Annotated in this window: 18 protein-coding genes, 1 tRNA gene and 2 pseudogenes; 9 read left to right on the top strand and 12 right to left on the bottom strand. The window is 42.3% G+C overall.

Annotated features, from left to right (window positions below; translation table 11 throughout):
* A pseudogene (locus B5J94_RS06175) lies at nt 1–213 on the bottom strand (ABC transporter substrate-binding protein); the annotation flags it as partial.
* Between the two features lie 444 nt (nt 214–657).
* On the opposite strand from B5J94_RS06175, the gene B5J94_RS06170 reads away from it, so the two are divergent.
* Both B5J94_RS06170 and B5J94_RS06165 read left to right on the top strand, forming a co-directional pair.
* The gene (locus B5J94_RS06170) at nt 658–2787 is read left to right on the top strand and encodes a TonB-dependent siderophore receptor (protein ID WP_228144539.1); all 2130 of its coding nucleotides are present in this window, start codon (nt 658–660) and stop codon (nt 2785–2787) included.
* Nucleotides 2788–2853: 66 nt separating this feature from the next.
* Complete coding sequence (locus B5J94_RS06165; protein ID WP_062499257.1) at nt 2854–4620, top strand: ABC transporter ATP-binding protein/permease; 1767 nt, start codon at nt 2854–2856, stop codon at nt 4618–4620.
* A gap of 30 nt (nt 4621–4650) precedes the next feature.
* Here B5J94_RS06165 and B5J94_RS06160 read toward each other — a convergent pair whose 3' ends face one another.
* From B5J94_RS06160 to B5J94_RS06125, 8 genes are all read right to left on the bottom strand, one after another.
* Nucleotides 4651–5277 carry a hypothetical protein gene (locus tag B5J94_RS06160; protein WP_062499258.1) on the bottom strand — a complete coding sequence of 209 codons (627 nt, stop codon included), beginning with the start codon at nt 5275–5277 and terminating at the stop codon, nt 4651–4653.
* A 22-nt stretch (nt 5278–5299) separates the two neighbouring features.
* Entirely contained in the window at nt 5300–5848 is a 549-nt protein-coding gene (locus B5J94_RS06155; protein ID WP_062499259.1) for a GTP-binding protein, read from the bottom strand.
* Between the two features lie 25 nt (nt 5849–5873).
* Nucleotides 5874–7154 carry a hypothetical protein gene (locus tag B5J94_RS06150; protein WP_062499260.1) on the bottom strand — a complete coding sequence of 427 codons (1281 nt, stop codon included), beginning with the start codon at nt 7152–7154 and terminating at the stop codon, nt 5874–5876.
* Nucleotides 7155–7290: 136 nt separating this feature from the next.
* Nucleotides 7291–7890 carry a hypothetical protein gene (locus B5J94_RS06145; protein WP_062499261.1) on the bottom strand — a complete coding sequence of 200 codons (600 nt, stop codon included), beginning with the start codon at nt 7888–7890 and terminating at the stop codon, nt 7291–7293.
* 63 nt (nt 7891–7953) lie between these two features.
* A complete protein-coding gene (locus tag B5J94_RS06140) occupies nt 7954–8700 on the bottom strand; it encodes a phosphate/phosphite/phosphonate ABC transporter substrate-binding protein (RefSeq protein ID WP_062499262.1) in 747 nt (248 codons plus the stop codon).
* Complete coding sequence (locus tag B5J94_RS06135) at nt 8700–9188, bottom strand: PAS domain-containing protein (protein WP_228144538.1); 489 nt, start codon at nt 9186–9188, stop codon at nt 8700–8702. The genes B5J94_RS06140 and B5J94_RS06135 overlap by 1 nt, the downstream gene beginning before the upstream one ends.
* A 59-nt stretch (nt 9189–9247) precedes the next feature.
* The gene (locus B5J94_RS06130) at nt 9248–9610 is read right to left on the bottom strand and encodes a roadblock/LC7 domain-containing protein (RefSeq protein ID WP_062499263.1); all 363 of its coding nucleotides are present in this window, start codon (nt 9608–9610) and stop codon (nt 9248–9250) included.
* 356 nt (nt 9611–9966) lie between these two features.
* Nucleotides 9967–10521 carry a carboxymuconolactone decarboxylase family protein gene (locus B5J94_RS06125; protein ID WP_062499264.1) on the bottom strand — a complete coding sequence of 185 codons (555 nt, stop codon included), beginning with the start codon at nt 10519–10521 and terminating at the stop codon, nt 9967–9969.
* Nucleotides 10522–10741: 220 nt separating this feature from the next.
* On the opposite strand from B5J94_RS06125, the gene clpB reads away from it, so the two are divergent.
* Together clpB and B5J94_RS06115 are read left to right on the top strand one after the other, a co-directional pair.
* Nucleotides 10742–13315, top strand: coding sequence for an ATP-dependent chaperone ClpB (gene clpB / locus B5J94_RS06120; protein ID WP_062499265.1), 2574 nt, complete (start codon nt 10742–10744; stop codon nt 13313–13315).
* Between the two features lie 308 nt (nt 13316–13623).
* A complete protein-coding gene (locus tag B5J94_RS06115) occupies nt 13624–14127 on the top strand; it encodes a hypothetical protein (RefSeq protein WP_062501473.1) in 504 nt (167 codons plus the stop codon).
* Between the two features lie 141 nt (nt 14128–14268).
* Here B5J94_RS06115 and B5J94_RS06110 read toward each other — a convergent pair.
* Nucleotides 14269–14345: transfer RNA gene (locus tag B5J94_RS06110), tRNA-Ile, on the bottom strand.
* A 151-nt stretch (nt 14346–14496) separates the two neighbouring features.
* Here B5J94_RS06110 and purM point away from each other — a divergent pair.
* From purM to purN, 5 genes are all read left to right on the top strand, one after another.
* Nucleotides 14497–15540: a phosphoribosylformylglycinamidine cyclo-ligase gene (purM, locus tag B5J94_RS06105; RefSeq protein ID WP_062501475.1), complete on the top strand. Its 1044-nt coding sequence runs from the start codon at nt 14497–14499 to the stop codon at nt 15538–15540.
* 78 nt (nt 15541–15618) lie between these two features.
* Nucleotides 15619–15990 carry a hypothetical protein gene (locus tag B5J94_RS06100; RefSeq protein WP_062501477.1) on the top strand — a complete coding sequence of 124 codons (372 nt, stop codon included), beginning with the start codon at nt 15619–15621 and terminating at the stop codon, nt 15988–15990.
* Between the two features lie 30 nt (nt 15991–16020).
* A complete protein-coding gene (locus B5J94_RS06095; protein WP_062501479.1) occupies nt 16021–16254 on the top strand; it encodes a hypothetical protein in 234 nt (77 codons plus the stop codon).
* The gene (locus B5J94_RS13855; protein ID WP_143821919.1) at nt 16254–16424 is read left to right on the top strand and encodes a PIN domain-containing protein; all 171 of its coding nucleotides are present in this window, start codon (nt 16254–16256) and stop codon (nt 16422–16424) included. Before B5J94_RS06095 ends, B5J94_RS13855 begins: the two co-directional genes overlap by 1 nt.
* Before the next feature lie 314 nt (nt 16425–16738).
* Nucleotides 16739–17380 (top strand): phosphoribosylglycinamide formyltransferase, encoded by a 642-nt coding sequence (purN, locus tag B5J94_RS06090; protein ID WP_062501602.1) that lies wholly within the window; start codon nt 16739–16741, stop codon nt 17378–17380.
* Between the two features lie 67 nt (nt 17381–17447).
* On the opposite strand, the gene B5J94_RS06085 is transcribed toward purN, so the two are convergent.
* Together B5J94_RS06085 and B5J94_RS14140 are read right to left on the bottom strand one after the other, a co-directional pair.
* Nucleotides 17448–18410 carry a hypothetical protein gene (locus tag B5J94_RS06085; RefSeq protein ID WP_143821918.1) on the bottom strand — a complete coding sequence of 321 codons (963 nt, stop codon included), beginning with the start codon at nt 18408–18410 and terminating at the stop codon, nt 17448–17450.
* Nucleotides 18411–18564: 154 nt separating this feature from the next.
* Nucleotides 18565–18957, bottom strand: a pseudogene (locus B5J94_RS14140) (KAP family P-loop domain protein); the annotation flags it as partial.

The following is an 18957-nucleotide window of genomic DNA, read 5'->3' as shown; positions in this document are numbered from 1 at the left end:
GCTGGCTAGGGCTTCAAGCGTGCCTTGACGAACAGCGTCAAGTGCAGGGTGTTCGACGATGGCGGTAATGGCAATCGATTTGCTCTCGGCAGTCGTCGGGGCTTGGGCGGTCTCGCTTTGGCTGGCAGGTTTATCGCCACCACAGGCAAACAGTAGCGAGCAAAGCGTGCTCATGCCGATAAGTTTGGGAAATTTGGCACTGATGGTCGCCATGACAGATTCCTTGTGTAACAATATGATGACTTTTATTAAATCTCTTTCCAAACTAAAAGTAAACCCTTATAAGTATTGGGGTTGAAGTTTTTAAAAATCCATAAAAATCAGGGTTTGGAAAGAAGTCTATTATAGAGTAGTTACAGAGCGATGACAATAGTTATGAGAATGAAAATATAAAAATTTTTAAAAAAAAATGATTAGGTGCGGGTCTAATTTTACGATGGGTTTGATGGGGTTGTTATGGGTATTTTAAAAACACTGAGAATAAAGCATGAGATAGTTTTATTTAAAAAATAAAACTAATAAATTTAAAAAATAAATCATATTTGCAATAGTATTACACACTCATTTACAAGTATAATACATAATACAACTCATTATCATTTTTATTAGGTATTTTGTATCATGTGTAAATTTCCCTTGTCTTTATTAAGTATTGCCATGTTTGTCGCGACCAATGCTCAGGCAGATGATGGTGAGCCGACCGTCATGCTGGGGCATGAGACCATCACCATCTCCAAAGACGCTGGCAAATACGTCGCCATCACGCCCAATTCCCTAAAAGACGACAGTCCCCTGTATGAGACCGCCCAATCAGTGAGCGTGCTAACCCCACAGCAGGTAGAGCAAAAACAAGCCAGCACCGTTGCCGAGCTTTTGGAAAATGTGGCAGGCGTGTCATCAGGCGTGCAGGGTCGGCGCGGGTGGGATGACTTTATCATTCGTGGGCAAGTATCATCCAATCAAATGTATGTGGACGGTATGCGTGTGCAAATGTCGTCTAAAAACCTGCGAGCGTGGGACGTGGCAGGAGCGGACAGCATTGAAGTGGTCAAAGGCACGACCACTACAGGCTACGGCATGGCATTGCCAAGCGGGATTGTCAATATCACCTCAAAACGCCCTGACAGCGAGACCTTTGCCAAAGGCAAAATCACGGTTGGCAGTTTTAATAACAAAGAGCTTGCCTATGACCTAAACTATGCCCCAAACGACAGCAAAAAAGGGGCATTTCGCCTAAATGGACGGTTTTCTGACCGTGATGATGCAACCGACCACGTCTTTTTCAAAGATAACTACATCGCTCCAAGCTATATGTTTGATTTGGGTAATGACACCGATTTGACCCTTTTGGGCAGTTATCAATGGCGTGAATATCTCCGTCAGCAAGGCTTGCCACACAACAACACCATAGACCTTACCACAGGCGAGCAAACCGTACGCAATGCCCACGAGCAGTATTCGTCCAGTACGTTTTTTGGCTTGCCTGATTATGGTTATGAACAAAAAACCTTGCGTTTGGGCTATGATTTGGCTCATCATATCAATGACAAGCTCACCTTTAAGTCCATTTTTGCCATTAACAAAACCGACACAGACGGCAAGCCTGTACTTTCAACCGCTCATAACAATTTTTATAGCACGGGCAATATCGGTCGCCAAATTAACAATCAAATCAAAAAAGACACCATGCTCACCAGCGACAACCGCTTTGAGACTTATTTTAATACAGGTAACGTTGAGCATGATGTAACAGTAGGGCTTGACCTATTGCGTGAAAAAAGCGACTATTATCGCCGTAATGACCGAGCTTATCCCAATTTTGACATCAACAATCCAAGCTATGACGTATCAAGCATTACAGAAGGTACGCCTAGCCAAAATATTACCACTACTCAATACGCAGGGCTGTACGCCAAGGACAGTATGCGTTATGATGACTGGATTTTTGGGGCGAGCGTCCGCCACGACTGGGCAAAAACGGACGTGGATAACGTGCTGACAGGAGCCAATGCCAAACGCACAGACGGCGAATTTACAGGCAGTGTGTCCGCCATGTATGATTATCAAGGCAAATTCGCCCCTTATGTCAGCTTTGGTACGTCCTTTCAACAAAACACCAGCACAGGACAAAATGGCGAAGTGCTAGACCCCGAAAAAGGTCAAAATGCCGAAATTGGCGTAAAATTTCAAGGCTTTGACAAACGCTTGCAAGGCTATGTGTCCGCCTATGACATCACTCGCAAAAATGTTGCCGAAACGATTTATGACGATAGTGGGGTTGGCACAGGATATAGCGAGCTTGTGGGTAAGCAACGCACCAAAGGTTTTGAGTTTGAAAGTGCGTTTGTGATGAATAACCAATGGAATATCTCGGGTTCGTACAGCTATATCCCAACCGCCAAAATCGTGGAAAACAGCCGTGCGTCCAATGTCGGTCAGCGTATCAGCCAAATCCCAGAACACTCTGCGTCCGTGTCCACGCAATATCATTTTAGCCCTGACCGTTTGGGCTGGTATGTCGGTGGTGGCTTGCGTTATCAAGGCGACAGACGAGCGTGGCGGACAGCGGTCAATAACCGTGGGGTAGAAACCACGCATTTTATTGATTTGCCAGCCTATACCGTGCTTGACGCTAAGGCAGGCTATGAAGCCAAAAATTGGGGTGTGGGTTTGGCGGTCAAAAACTTGACGGACAAAGACTATCTTATCGGCACAACGCCCAACTCCCAGCTTGTCTCTTATGGCGAGCCACGCAACATTCGTGCGACTTTGACTTTTAAATATTGATAACACGCACCCTTTGCCCTTTTTCGCTTTGAAAAAGGGTTTTTATTTTTAAAAATAAGGCAAGTTATGGATTGGCAATACGAGCTTATCACGGCGGTATTTTGGTTATTTAAGGCATTTTTTTGGGTGGCGGTGGTGCTGTCGGTGGCGGTGTGGGCGTTAAAATTTACCCCCTTTGGCAAAAAATTTTGGCACATTGCCAAGCCTTGCCTAAGCCGTGCCAACACCGCAAAAGCCCTTGTGATGATTGGGCTTTTGATTTTCTTTGTGCTTTTGGAAGTTAAAATCAGCGTGCTAAATACGCAGTTTTATAATAAATTGTACAGCTCATTACAAGACATGGACGCACAGGCGTTTTGGTTTTTTGCTCTGCTAAATGCCAGTTTGATGATGTTTAAAGTGGCACAAGACGTGGTGGATAGGTTTGTGGGCGAAGCCTTTGAGATTAAATGGTGGGAGCGGTTTAATGCCGTACTACTTGACCGCTATTTGTCGCACAAAAACTACTACCGCCTAAAACACACCCACGACCTGCGTACCCCTGATAACATCGACCAGCGTATCGAGCAGGACGCTAAGGAGTTTATCACAATCACGGTGGAGATGGTGCGTGGGGTTATCAATGCGGTGATGTCTATCATTGAGTTTACGATTATATTGTGGGGGCTGTCGGGGATTTTGAGCGTGTTTGGCGTGAGTGTGCCAAAGGGTGTGGTATTTTTTATTTATGGTTTTATCATCGTGGCGACTGCCTTGTCGGTGTGGATTGGGCGACCGCTCATCAGGCTTAATTTTGATAAAGAACGTTTGCATGGCGATTATCGTTATTCGCTGATACGAGTGGCGGACAATGCCGAGAGCATTGCCTTTTATGATGGCGAACACCAAGAAAAACGCCATTTGGCAGGGCGATTTGGGGCGATTATTGACAACCGATGGGCGATAATTCGTAGGCTTTTGGGATTGGACGGCTTTAATACAGGCGTAACCCAAGTGGCTCAGCTATTGCCACTCATGCTCCAAGCCCCACGTTTTTTTGCAGGCGAGATAAAATTGGGCGATATGCACCAAACGGTGCAGTCGTTTAACCGTCTCATGCGAGCGTTGTCGTTTTTTCGGCTGTTTTATGAGAGCTTTACGTTGTATCAAGCACGGCTGAACCGTCTGTATGGCTTTTTGACTCGCCTTGATGTGCTGGATAATACGCCACTTGACAAATCAACGGTAAAACATGATGATAACGTATTGATATTAAAAGACTTTGGCATAAAAACATTTGATGATAAGGTGTTGATTGATGGCATAAATATCACGCTACACGCAGGGCAAGCTCTACTGATACAAGGCACGTCAGGCACAGGCAAAACCACGCTGTTAAAGGCGATGGCAGGGATTTATCCTTTTGGTACGACAGGGCAAGCGGTCATGCCTACCGCCAAAACGCTGTTTTTGCCCCAACGCCCCTATATGCCCCAAGGCACGTTACGAGATGCCATTTGCTATCCTGACATACAGGCAAACGATGACAAGATAAAGGCGGTCATGGCACGTTGTCATCTGGGCAAGCACATTCACGCTCTAGATGTGGACAGCGATTGGCAGGTTAATCTATCCCCAGGGGAGTTACAACGAGTGGCGTTTTTGCGTGCGTTGCTCGTTAGGCCGTCTGTGGTATTTCTTGATGAAACCACGTCCGCCCTAGATGAGCCGACCGAGACCGCCCTTTATACCACGCTAAGGGACGAGCTACCCCAAGCGATTATCGTGAGTGTGGGGCATAGAAGTACGCTTTTGGCGTTTCATGATAAAAGGGTGGTGCTTGGGTGGGGTTAAAATGGGTTGGCGGTTTATATTTTACTTGGTTTATGTCAAATCATCATCGCTTTTATTAAACCGTAATCCCGATGTCTTAATTGCCCAAACAAGCTCTACCAAGGCACGATTGTTGGTTAAAGGTTCACCGTCTAATATGAGTACATAGCCTGTATTATCAATCCACAAAAACATAAAACTTGTGGTTGGCATGAGCAGTTCAACATCACCAAAGAGTGAAACAGCCTGTCCAGCGATGGCAAGTCCACGTTCATGCTGACGTACAAAAAAGTCAAAAAAGTCCGCCCCTGCCACCGCCAGCCTATCCGCTTCATCGGTTGTGTAACCAATGCGAGCCAAACAAAAACCTTCATTAGAGCCAATGACAGCTTTGCGAGTACCTGACAGACTTGCCACGACATAAGGTAAGAATTTATCCAATGGCATATTAGGAGCAGGTAAGTTCTGTGATAGGTGTTGTATCCAACCTTTTTCATCAAACTCATCTAGCCATTCATGTGAATACTTATTTAACCACTCTTTGGTAGACATGACATGAGTCTGCGAGACGAGCGTTTGTAGAGCTTTGTGCTTGTCATTGGGTGTGGCATAAGCAAAAGCATGCATGACACCAGATGGTGTTAGCGTAAGATAGGGATTTTGGTGGTCATTTGGCATGATTGATTACCGAAAATAAAAACTAAGAGGCGATCATATAGATGAGTGAACGCACCATACGACGCATTTGTTCACGGTCACGGGCATCAACAATCATGACGTTAGCACCAACACCACGTTCCATCAATCGTTTTGAGAGTGTCTCATGTAAATCCCAAGGCATATTTTCAGCATGGGTAACACCGACCACTAAGGCACTGCTTTTGATGAGTGGTGAGAAAGCATCAAGATAATAATCCAAGTCATTCACAGGGTCTTTTTCCTCAGCGTTTAGCAGTAGGATAAGACCCAAGGCATTCTCACTTAAAATCTCCCACATAAAGTCAAAACGTCTTTGCCCTGGGGTGCCATAGAGTCGCACCTGTTCACCGCTGTCTAGTATCATAACCCCATAGTCCATGGCAACCGTGGTTGTCTTTTTGATGAGTTTGGTGTCATCGGAGGCAACTTCATCGGTCGTTACCACACCTTTGTCAGACAACACTTGAATGGCAGCTGTTTTACCTGCCCCCACAGGGCCTGCGATGATGAGTTTATAGGTTTGTTCACGGACTTCATTGATGGCACTCATTGCACTCTCCGTTTTGTGTTTGGTATTAAAATGATAATTTGTTAAGCAGGCGTCTAAAAAATCCTGTTTTGACAGCTTGGGTTACGCCTTTATTGGCAGTTGTCTTGGGTGTAGATTCTTTGTCGTATTTATTCTTTTCATGTAGCAGTTTATCTAGGGGGGTTTGTAGATAAAAAGAGTTTTTTAGCACTTCAATATCTGCCGACCCAGACAGGATGGATAGCAAAAATATGCGGTGCAGGATGGATGGGTTTTTTTGGGTCAACTCACCAAATACCATGTCAAGTTGGTCAAGGTTTTTAGGGACGATTAGGCATGATGATACGATTGCATGGACGTATTCGGGGATGTCTTTCATGCCTGAAAAGTTGGGCATGTAGCGAATTTTTAGTTTTAAGGTATTTCTGGGGGCATTAATGCGAGTAGGTAAGATGGTTGAATAAATTTGCCACAAAAAACTGTTGAGTGAATAACGACGATAACCTTCATTTTTGATGTTGTGTAGCATTCTATCAAATTCTGCATCACTTAGGGCGATATTGGTAATATTGGTTCTTAGTACCTGACAGTTACCTGCGATGGAAAAATAGTCAAGCAGACGGTCAAGGTTTTGTGTCAGGGCGATGGCTTTTTTAGGATAGACATAGACCATTTGGTTGCCGATGACGATTTTAAAAGGATGTTCTTGGGCAAAAATATGAATCAATTCATAGATGACATTATTGGGACAGACACCGCTAAAACAAGTATTAATCACACTTTGGATGAATTTGCCATTTTCGCTGGACGTGTGTTTGGTCAGTTCTGTTTGCTTGGTATCGGTACTATCGTGTAGATGATTGACAGATTTGCTATATATTAAGGCACGATTTTTGGCAGCATCAGCAGGGTTTTTTTGTAGGCGTGTGGCGGCGTCAATGAGTTGCGACAGCACCGCTTCCATGTCATGTTTGGCATATGGGGTGCTCAAAAAGAAGTTGGTTGCATGGGGTAAAAAGTCAGCATTTTGCCATTGTTTGATATGACCACGTGTCAATAATAAGGATGCACGAAAATCCAAAAAATCCACCAAATTTTTGATGTGTTGGTTATTAAACAGCGACATACCCACACCATCTAGATTGATAATGGCAGCAAAGGCATCATCAGCATCTCTGCCAAGCGTGGGTAAGGTCAGACACAAATCATCACTAAAACAGCGTTCCAATACTAAGTACTCCACATTAGGATAGTTACGTTGTAATAGCAAGGTTAATGCCCCAGCACTAGGGCCTGAGAAACCCGCCAATAATATTTTTAATGCCATAGTATCTCCAAAAGCCAGATTTTAGTGGTTGCAGACGCATAAAAATAAGTAGAATGTTCACCCTCTATCATATCGTCTATGTGCCATATCATCTATGTATAAAAAATAATCTTAAAATAATCTATGTATGAAAAATCTAATGTATCAACCTTTCAAGTTCAGTGCGACAAGCCACCCATCGCATGTCAAATACCCAATTATGTTTGCCAAGTTTGAACCATGCTTTCATGAACGCCACTAAGTCATGACAAGCCAAACAATGGTTAAAAAATTCATTTTCTAAACGCATGACCTCATCATGATTTTGGGCTTTGTGAGCTGTCAAAATAGACTCCAACAGGCGTTGGGCAAGCAAAGTGGCATCATCACTACTGACACGCAGTTTATGACTGGGCACATCAAGTGTGGGTGTGGTAAGTACGCTCCAACGTGTCGCCAGAAGGTTATTTTTTTGTAAATAATATTTACGTGTTATGCAGTCGTTGATGATTTGCCAAGCTTGGGTGTTAAGACGTGGTTTAAAGGTTTGGATGAACTCGGGGTTCATCATGGGTGCATCATACCAACAGCCAAAAAAATAATCCGATAATGCCCCTTGTAGAGGTTCGCTTTCGTCTAATTTTTTGGCGACATTGATTCGCTCTTTGTGATACTGTCCTGCCGATGGATTTTTTAGGACAGCACGAGAATAATGACGAAAGTGATGGTAGTCATCAGCGTGATGGATTCTGTTCATAAACTGGTCTGTGATGATGAATAAAAACAAGTGGGTCAAGTGTCAAACCCACTTATCTCTTACTTAGTCAAGCAGGGTTTCCATTAGGTCAATCATGAATTCAGCATCTTCATCATCTATGGGTTCAAAACCGTCTGTCATGCCAAGTTCACTTAGCACCGCTTGACCATCAGCATCACCTTTTAAGGATAAAATGACTTTGGCGATATCATCTGCTTGGGTGAAGCCGTCTTTGACCAAAATGACATGAGAGATGGTGGCGATATTGCTTTCAATGAGTACGTTTAGTTGTGATTTGGTGAGTTTTGACAGTGAGTGATAAATTTCAGCGATAAAAAACGCCACATCCGCTTCGCCTTTTACCACTTGTTTGGCAGCGGCTTGATAAGTCTCGGTGATGATAAATTCAACATCATCTTCGCTTAAATCTACCGCTTCAAGCAGACGCAGACCGATGAGTTTGACATCACGGTTATCTGCCATGGCAATCTTAGTGCCTGCGTTTAGGTCATCTAGGCACTTGATATTACCACCAGCTGATGAAATGATTGTCATTTCATCAGATTTGCCAATGGGGCGAGCGATGGCACGATAGCCATCTTCACGGATGAGTTTGGCAGCATCAAAAGGGTTGGCATAGATGACTTTGATATCATCTTTTGCCAAACTGTCTTCTTGTTCGGCGTGCGAGACGGGTGTAACAAGGTGTAGGTCATGACCTGAACGTTTTTGTAGCAAGGTATTAAACATGTGCCAACCTGCAAAACGTTCTGGTGAGAAATCAGGGGCAATTAAAAAATTATAAGCCATTATTCTGCTCCTTTCATGGTAAGGTATTGAGCTGCCGTCTCTTCAATCTTGCTACGGCTGGGCTTACGGCGTACGGAGGTATAACCCACAGTCTGACCACGACGTACGTTTGGCACGACAGTGGCATATACCCAGTAGTGTGAGCCATCTTTGCATAGGTTTTTGACGTAGCCATGCCATTTTTTGCCCTCTTTGACGGTCTTCCACAAATCAGCATACGCTGCTTTTGGCATGTCAGGATGGCGTAAGATGTGCTGGGGTTTGCCAATCAGTTCATCTTCGGTATAGCCGCTAATCTCAACAAAGGCATCATTGACATGGGTTAATACGCCATTTAAATCCGTGCGAGAGACGATGAGTCTGCCATCAGGGTATGGACGCTCTACACCTGTATCATAGACGGTGCGTGTTGTGCCATCAAAAAAGGTTAGGTTATATTCAGTAGCATCGCCAGTGGGCTTTGCCATATCATCTAGTTGAATGCTCAAAACAAGTCTCCTTAATAACTTATCAATACTTCATGGCTTATCAATAAAAGGGTAAAGATTTAGATGAGTTTTGCCAATGCCTCAGAGGCTCGTTTAATGTCTAGAAATATCAGACCCAGTTTGGCGTTTGGTTTGGCAAGAATGGTCAGTACCGCCTCACCACCTGCTGATGTCATGATGACATAGCCTTTTTCACCTTGTACGAGCAGGCGGTCAATCTTACCACGAGCCAGTTCAGAGCCTGCACGGTCGCCCAAAGACAGTAGGGCGGCACTCATGGCACCCACACGATCTTCGTCAATACCAGAGGGTAGGGCAGAGGCAATCATCAAGCCGTCTGTTGAGATAAGAGCAGAGGCCTCAACGTCGGCAGATGAGCTGTTTAGGTCATCTAGGATTTGTTGGAACATGTCGGTACGCATGGTGTGTCTCCTTTGGGTGATAAAATTTTGATAAAATTAAATGGTTGGATTGATGTTGGTGGTTTGCCATCATCAATCAAACCTATTATACAACCATTAATGATAAATACAAGCATTTTAATAATAAATACAATATGAAAAGCAGACGTTTGTTAGTTGCTGTTGATCATGCTTTTTGATTGTGCTTTATTATTGAATTGGATTTGGTGAAATTAAACGGATTTTAAACAGTTTGTCCATAAAAACCAAAGCGTACCAAAGGCAAATACAACCTATGATGAAACACAAAACCCTTACTATTATAAGGGTTTTGTGTTTTGTTGGCAAGAGTTAAAAATAACCACAAAGGTTAAGCATTAACGATTTGGAGCAAAAGCTGCCAACTCTGGGTTAATGTCTGTTTTGGCAACGGTGTTAGCGTAGTTGCATAGGGTAGACAGTGCCACGCCCATGATGACATCTAGGACGTTTTGGTCGTTGTAACCGGCTGATTTAAAGGCTTCTAGCTCTTCGTCAGAGACCTGACCACGCTTGTCGATAAGTTGCATGGTAAACTGAGCTAAGGCTTGATATTTGGCATTTTGGTCAATGTTAGTGCGGCCACGTAATGCCTCTACAATGGCAGGGGGCATGTTTAGGCGAACTTCGGCAACCTTGGTGTGTCCTGCCACACAAAAATCACAGCCGTTATGTGCAGCGGCGGTAATCTGAACAACTTCAACCTCTTCGGCGGTCAGAGAGTTTTTGCTGTTCATTTTACTTACCTCTTGATACATTTCAAGGGCTTGTGGTGAGTTGGCAAGCACACCGATGAGATTTGGGATAAAGCCATTGGCTTTTTGTACCGCTTCAACACGCTCTTTGGCTTTTTCTGGGGCGGTGTCAACAGTGTGTAAAGTAAGACGGGTCATAAAATGCTCCTGATGAAAATTTAATATAATATGGGAGTGGATATAAAAATTACAAGCGCTTTTTGAAAATTTATAAATTTATATAAAAATCAATGGCTTAAAAAAAATTTACGACCCATTGGATTTTTATCATTGAAAATTTTGCATTTGTCAAGCATATATTTGACAAGCGGGAAAAACTTTTCCCAAACGCAAAAAATAAACGATAAAAGGTAAAACCATGAACTTTGACAAATACACCGCAAAATTACAAACCATTATCCGAGATGCCCAATCGCTTGCCTTGTCAAAAGACAACACCGCCATTGGCTCGGCTCATCTGTTATCCGTCATGCTAAACGACCCGTCTGTCGTGGCAACCCTACAAAACGCAGGGGCGAATGTGGCGGTATTGCAGTCTGAAAGCCGTGCCTTACTTGACCGTCAAGCGGTGGTTGCCACACCCACAGGGCAAGTCAATGTGGGGCAAGACGGCTTGCAGGTGCTACACCTTGCCGAACGCCATGCCCAAAAAGCAGGTGATGAATTTGTGGCGAGCGAATGGCTACTTTTGGCATTAGCCGAGCAAACCGACAGCAAAAAAGTGCTTGAAAAATCAGGCGTTACGACCGCCATTTTAACCCAAACCATAAAAAACCTTAGGGGGAGCGACACCGTGAATACTCAAAATGCCGAAGACACCAGACATGCCCTAGAAAAATACACCGTCAATCTGACCGACAGAGCAAAAGAGGGTAAACTTGACCCTGTCATTGGGCGAGATGATGAGATTCGTCGTACTGTGCAAGTCTTGTCAAGACGCACCAAAAACAATCCTGTTTTGATAGGCGAACCGGGCGTGGGTAAAACCGCCATTGTCGAAGGGCTTGCCCAACGTATCGTCAATGGCGAAGTGCCTGAGAGTTTAAAAAACAAAGAAGTTTTATCGCTTGATATGGGGTCACTCATTGCAGGGGCGAAATATCATGGAGAATTTGAAGAGCGTCTAAAAGGTGTGCTAAACGACCTTGCCAAACAAGATGGTAACATCATTTTATTCATTGATGAATTGCATACCATGGTTGGGGCGGGCAAGACCAGTGGGGCAATGGACGCTGGCAACATGCTAAAACCTGCACTGGCTCGTGGCGAGTTGCGTTGTGTGGGGGCGACCACGCTTGATGAATACCGCCAGTACATTGAAAAAGACCCTGCTTTGGAGAGACGTTTTCAAAAGGTGTTGGTGGACGAGCCGAGTGTGGAGGACACCATTGCCATTTTGCGTGGGCTAAAAGAGCGGTATGAGCTACATCATGGGGTTAGAATCATGGATGCTGCCATCATCGCCGCCGCCAAAATGTCGCACCGCTACATCACTGACCGCCAACTGCCTGATAAGGCGATTGATTTGATTGATGAGGCCGCTTCTCGCATAAAAATGGAGCTTGACAGTAAACCTGAAAGCCTTGACAAACTTGACAGACGCATCATTCAATTAAAAATGCAGTTAGAAACTGTCAAAAAAGAAGACGATGCAGGCAGTCAGGCACAAGTTAAACAGCTACAAACTCAAATTGATGAATTGGAAAAAGAATATAATGATTTAGAGGAGATTTGGAGGGCTGAAAAGGCACTGGTAGAGGGTACCAAGCATGCTCAGATTGAGCTTGACAAGGCACGCATTGCCCTAGAAAAAGCCCAACGTGAGAGCAACTGGGAGCAGGCAGGGCGTTTGCAATATGAGATTATCCCTAATTTGCAAAAACAGCTTGCCGATGAACAGTATGATGATACAAATACGCCTAAATTGCTTAGAAATAAGGTAACAGATAATGAAATTGCCGAGGTGGTGTCGCACGCCACAGGCATTCCTGTCGCCAAGATGATGCAGGGCGAGCGTGATAAGATGCTTGGCATGGAGACGATTTTGCATGAGCGTGTGGTCGGTCAAGACGAAGCGGTCAAATCGGTTGCCAATGCTGTTCGCCGCAGCCGTGCAGGACTCTCCGACCCCAACCGCCCTAGTGGTTCGTTCCTATTTTTAGGGCCAACAGGCGTGGGTAAAACCGAGCTGACCAAATCGCTTGCCAATTTCTTGTTTGATGACGAGACCGCCATGGTGCGAATTGACATGAGCGAGTTTATGGAAAAGCACAGCGTGAGCCGTCTGGTGGGAGCTCCCCCTGGCTATGTGGGCTATGAAGAAGGGGGCGTGCTGACCGAAGCGGTTCGCCGTAAGCCGTATAGCGTGGTGCTGTTTGACGAAGTGGAAAAGGCTCACCCTGATGTCTTTAATATCCTACTACAAGTCTTAGATGACGGGCGTTTGACCGACTCTCAGGGGCGTGTGGTGGACTTTAAAAACACCGTGATTATCATGACCTCAAACCTTGGCAGTCATAAAATCTTTGACATGGCAGGGGACGAGTACGAAGAGATAAAATCGGCGGTCATGGAGTCGGTAAACGCTCATTTTCGCCCCGAGTTTATCAACCGTATTGATGAGATTGTGGTCTTTCATCCGCTTGGGCAGTCGCAAATGGCGGGCATTGCCAGCATTCAGCTTGACCGCCTAAGAGCCAGACTAAAAGAGCGTGAGCTTGGTCTCGTCTTATCAGACGAAGCGATGAACGAACTGGTGTCGGTGGGTTATGCCCCTGTGTTTGGGGCAAGACCGCTCAAACGTGCCATTGTTCAAGAGATTGAAAATCCCCTTGCCCAAAAGCTCCTAGCAGGCGAGTTTGTCGCAGGCGATACCATTTCGGTGGGGGTGGAAAATGGGGTGTTGACGTTTGATAAGTTAAAATTTAACTAAGTTTTGTAAGGATAAAAAGGGTGGATAATTCCGCCCTTTTTGTTTGGGTATTTTTCTTATCAATGTTTTGTGTTATGATAGCAAAATATACCATTCTCAATTTGATATAAGCCATTGAGTTATCAAGAGTGAATGGATTCTCCCTTACTATCCAAAATTACTCAATAAATCTCTTTCCAAACTAAAAATAAACCCTTGTAAGTATTGGGGTTGAAGTTTTTAAAAATCTACAAAAATCAGGGTTTGGAAAGAAGTCTAATCATATTTTGGGTTGAGATTGAAGTAAAACTGCAAATTAGGAGTATCTCATGAAAAAATACCTATTGGGCATATGCCTTGCATTATCCATGCAGGCGACTGCTTATGTTGGGGCGACTGCCAATTTTACCAAATCTATTTTTGATAAAATAATAACTTATTCGATCATGGATAGTTTGCAAGAACATGATACCGCCAAGCAGGCGTGTGCCATAGATATCGTCACCTCACAAACCAAGAGTCTGGCGGAAAACTATGTAAATACCGCCTTGACCAAAGATGAACTACCACTCATGGATGAGTTTTTTGACACATCATTGGGTCAGGACATGATTGCATGGGTGGAGTTTGGCAATATGGATGATATAGACGATTTGGATAAAATGTTTGATTTTGACAAATATCCCACAGGGAAGTATGAGAAATATCGAGCGGTGACGGATAAATATTTTGATTCAAACATGATAGAACAGGTATTTTCAGATGATGTTACGCTGTTGGGGGCGTTTTTGGTGTCTGCTGTCAAATGCAATATCTTTGATTCGGAGCAGTGAAGGTAGATTGCACGGATTAAAGTGGATTTGGGAGGACTTGGATGACAACCTTATTTTTATAAAATTGTTATTATAAGTAGGTAATAAAAAAGGGTTTGTTTATTAACAAACCCTTAATTTTTTAAATTATAGTATTTAATATGGTAGGCCCAGCAGGACTTGAACCTGCGACCAAAGGATTATGAGTCCTCTGCTCTAACCAACTGAGCTATAGGCCCGAAAAACAGCGATGATTATACTTGATAAAGTACGTTTAGTAAAGTGCTTTTTTGCATTTTTATAAAAATCACAAATATCGCCCGAAAGGCTATCATCTGCCCCAATTTTTGCTATAATAAGACAATTTATTTTGACTCAATAGGAACCCTCATGACTTCTCATTCTCTAAGCTACAAAGACGCAGGCGTGGATATTGACGCAGGCGAGACCCTTGTTGGGCGCATCAAATCTGTCGCCAAAGCCACGACACGCCCCGAAGTGGTGGGCGGTCTTGGTGGATTTGGGGCATTGTGTCGCATTCCACAAGGCTACAAGTCGCCCTTACTTGTCTCTGGTACAGACGGTGTCGGCACCAAACTAAAACTTGCCTTAGACCTAAATCGCCATGAAACCATCGGTCAAGACCTTGTGGCAATGTGTGTCAATGATTTACTTGTGTGCGGTGCTGAGCCATTATTTTTCTTGGATTATTATGCCACAGGTAAACTTGATGTGGATGTTGCCGAGATGGTTATTAAGGGTATTGGCGATGGTTGTAAACTGTCAAATTGTGCTTTAATCGGTGGTGAGACCGCCGAAATGCCTGGTATGTATCAAGACGAAGATTATGACCTGGCGGGTTTTTGTGTGGGTGTGGTTGAAGAAGATGAAGTCATCACAGGGGCAAACGTCCAAAAAGGTGATGTGCTGATTGCTCTGGCAAGCTCTGGCGTGCATTCTAACGGTTATTCACTGGTGCGAAAAGTGATTGATGTGTCGGGTGTGGACATTAATACTCACACGCTGGGCGATGGCGAGACTTTGGCGGATGCTCTGATGAAACCCACTTGCATTTATGTCAAGTCGGTACATGCCCTGCAAAAACAGCTTGGCAATGCAAACATTCACGCCATGGCACACATCACAGGTGGCGGTCTGACTGAAAACTTACCCCGTGTGTTGCCCGATGATTTATCTGCCGAGATTAATCTCGCCACTTGGGAGTTTCCTGCCGTTTTTAACTGGCTACAACAAGCAGGCAACATTGCCCAAAGCGAAATGGTGCGTACCTTTAACTGTGGCGTGGGCTTTGTGATTGTCATCCCTGCCGACAAAAAAGACGAAACTTTGGCATTTTTGACCGCACAAGGTGAAACCGCTTGGCAAATCGGGCAAATCGTAGAGCGTGCCGATAAAGCGGTGGTTTATATTTAAAGGTTAAATTTATTTTTAAATGATTGGTAAATTGGGTTTATTGTTTCACAAAGATAAACCCAATTTAAAAGGACTGCAATGCGACTAATTATTTTAATCTGTGTAATCTTATTGGTAGCTTGTACAGGCACACAGCAAAGACAAATTTGTGAAGATTTGGGCGGTAAGTGGGGTAGCGTGAAATCAAAATGCTATCGCCTAAATAGCATGAAACAATGTATAAAAGACAATACTTGCGTTGATGATTGGCGTTGGCTTGCAGGTCATTATTGCCATAAAATAGAACTGGGTATGGACAAAGAGACGGTAATATTTTGGCTTGGCAAACCCAAAGAGCCTAATTTTCAACATCAAGATACACTCACTTGGCAAGCCTATAAGGCAGATGCTGGTACGGTTACGGCAGATTTTACCAATAATCAACTAACTGGGTTTGATTGTCCAGAGTGATAATTTTATCGTATTTAAAAAGGATACTTTATGCAAACTTCTAATGCAGCATTATCGCCAAAAGTACAAGCGATATTACCAATGTTGCAAGAATTGACAAATGAAGAGCGTTTTTCTGTGATTGATTTTTTAAAAAATCAAAATATCATGCAATCAAAGAAAAAATTAGCACCGCTCGATATTCAATTATTTGATGAAGTTTATATGTCCGATGATTTTAATGATGATTTGGGCGATGAATTTTGGCTTGGAAAAGATGCGTAATGGCAAAATATTTATTAGATACGCAAATTTTTATTTGGGCAAATCAAGAACCGAACAAAATCCCAAATAGCATTAAAAGAATTTTATCTCAAAATCATCATACTTTTTATTTGAGTATGGCAAGCATTTGGGAAATGCAAATTAAAATTCAGCTTGATAAATTACAATAAATCTCTTTCCAAACTAAAAATAAACCCTTATAAGTATTGGGGTTGAAGTTTTTAAAAATCCATAAAAATCAGGGTTTGGAAAGAAGTCTAATTAAAGCCAAGTTTATCAAGTGCCTTAAAAATCATTCAAGATAAAGGGATTTATGAAATCCTTCCAATTACCCAAACGCATATTCTAAACCTACAAACCCTTGAATTTCATCACAAAGACCCCTTTGACCGTATGATTATCAGCCAAGCCATGTGCGAACATTTAACGGTATTAACGGTGGATAGTGAAATTGTAAAATATCCCATTGAATGTATTAGCTAATATGAAAACATTAAAAATCGCCGTCCTAGTCTCTGGCAATGGCTCAAACCTACAAGTTTTGATTGACAAAATGCAAGCAGGCAAACTGCCCATTGACATTGTCGCTGTCGTCAGCAATAAAGCAGACGCTTATGCCCTAACTCGTGCCAAAAATGCCAATATCCCTGCCTTTGTCATTGACAAAAACGAACAAGGCAAAACCTATAAACGAGCTGAATTTGAACGGCTTGCCCTTGATGTATTAAAGCCGTTGGGTGTGGATTTGGTGGTGCTGGCGGGCTTTATGAAAATCCTAACGCCATTATTTATCAATGGCGTAAAAGACGAGCTAAACGCCCCCATGATAAACCTGCACCCGTCCCTACTCCCTGCCTATAAGGGACTAGACACGCACGAGCGAGTATTAAAGTCAGGCGAGCGGTATCATGGTTGTTCGGTGCATTTGGTAACGGCAGAGCTTGATGCAGGGCAAATCCTTAGCCAAGCGGTGCTAGAAGTCCACCCCAATGACACGCCTGCCACCTTACAAAACAAAGTTCATGCCCTAGAACATCAGCTTCTGCCACGCACGATAGATTTTATCGCCCGTGGCGTGATAGATGTGGAGGATGTGAGTGATGTGTATCGGTTTTGGGGAAATTAGAGCGATGAAAATGGATGATGAATTAAAAGGCGACCGTTTGACCGCCATTTTGGAATTGTCTAATCTGTCATGTAAATTTAGTTAAATTCTCGGTGTCCTGCAACAGTAATTTAACAGCGATTTCATTATTGGGATTTTCTTTGATGTTCTCATCCAACAATTCCAATATCCATTGGCGAACTTCTTCGCTTTTTTGTTTTGAAAAAAGACTGTGTTGTACAATGGATTCTAACAAATGCTTTCTTTCCCGAAAATAATCTCCTAAATCTGACCATATTACATCACGCAAATCATCTTTTGTTATCTCATTTACAGCTTTCTTAACATCATCATTATTGCGTTGATTGTTGGGGTTTAAAAAGAAATCTTTAAAATCTATTTTTAAGACATAATTTTCAATTTGCTCTTTAACAAAATCTTTAAAAACATCATCTTCAGCTACTTTAAAAGGGTAGAAGTTGCCCAAATCTAGTTTTTCCTTACTATCCTCAAAGGTCTTTATAATGTGATCTTCTACTTGTTCTTTAAAAGATTTTGCTAATGTCTGATTATATAGTGCTATCACTTTATAATAAAAACTTAGATTATTAAAATGCTCGTATTTAATTACTTTAACTGATGAATCATAAAAATCTTGGGTAAAATTAGCATCTGTATCAAGATTATGCAGTTTTGATACTAGTGATTTATGGTGCTTGATGGTTTGTATTCTTTCTTCTGAAATTTTATCTTGTTCAATCAGTTCTTTTATAAATTTATCATCAATATTGTAATTAAAAATGTTTTCTGTTATTACTTTAATCCAATCGCTCAAATCACCAAAATCAATAAAGTTCTTAAAAAAATATTCTAGTGAATTTATTGTATCTACCAAAGAATCGTCAGAAATATTATAAGGTTCAAAATTTAACAGGTATTTCAAATCAAATACAAAATTATTATCCTTATTCTCACAAGGTATCTCGGGTTTTATTAAGTCAGCAAGTCTGACAATAAGTAGGTTTCTCAATATGCTGTCTTTGCTTGACAAGCTTAAATCATCAACCGATTCTATAATTTCTTGATAATCTCGTTTGACTCTTTCATAAAAGCGTATGTTTTTAACCGCTAATTTTTGATAAAATTCTTCATAAATATCAATAGACTTCTTTCCAAACCCTGATTTTTATGGATTTTTAAAAACTTCAACCCCAATACTTATAAGGGTTTATTTTTAGTTTGGAAAGAGATTTAATGATTTCATTGTCATCAATAATAGTTTTAATGATAGAAAAATTTTCTGTTAAATGCACAATTTCATCAAATACTTTTTCCTTGTATTCTTGAAATTGGTTATCTGTTTTATCTTGGTGTAAAATCACAACCACTTTACAGTTTTTCTCGGTTTTAAGATGATTAATCAACCCCATGATGTCTTTTATATCAAGGTTGTCAGATTTTCTTTCCAAGTCATCAATGCAAATAATCGTATCTTTTACCAAGCTAAACAGACTGCTTGTAATGAGATTTTTACCAATAGATAGAGCAAAACCATTACTTTCTATATCAGGTATTTTGACATTAGACCTCTTTCCAAA

The sequence above is a fragment of the Moraxella lacunata genome (assembly GCF_002027545.1).
GTDB classification, from domain to species: Bacteria; Pseudomonadota; Gammaproteobacteria; order Pseudomonadales; family Moraxellaceae; genus Moraxella; species Moraxella lacunata.
The sequence above is the reverse complement of the archived record's forward strand: the minus strand, read 5'-3'. Positions and strand labels throughout refer to the sequence as shown.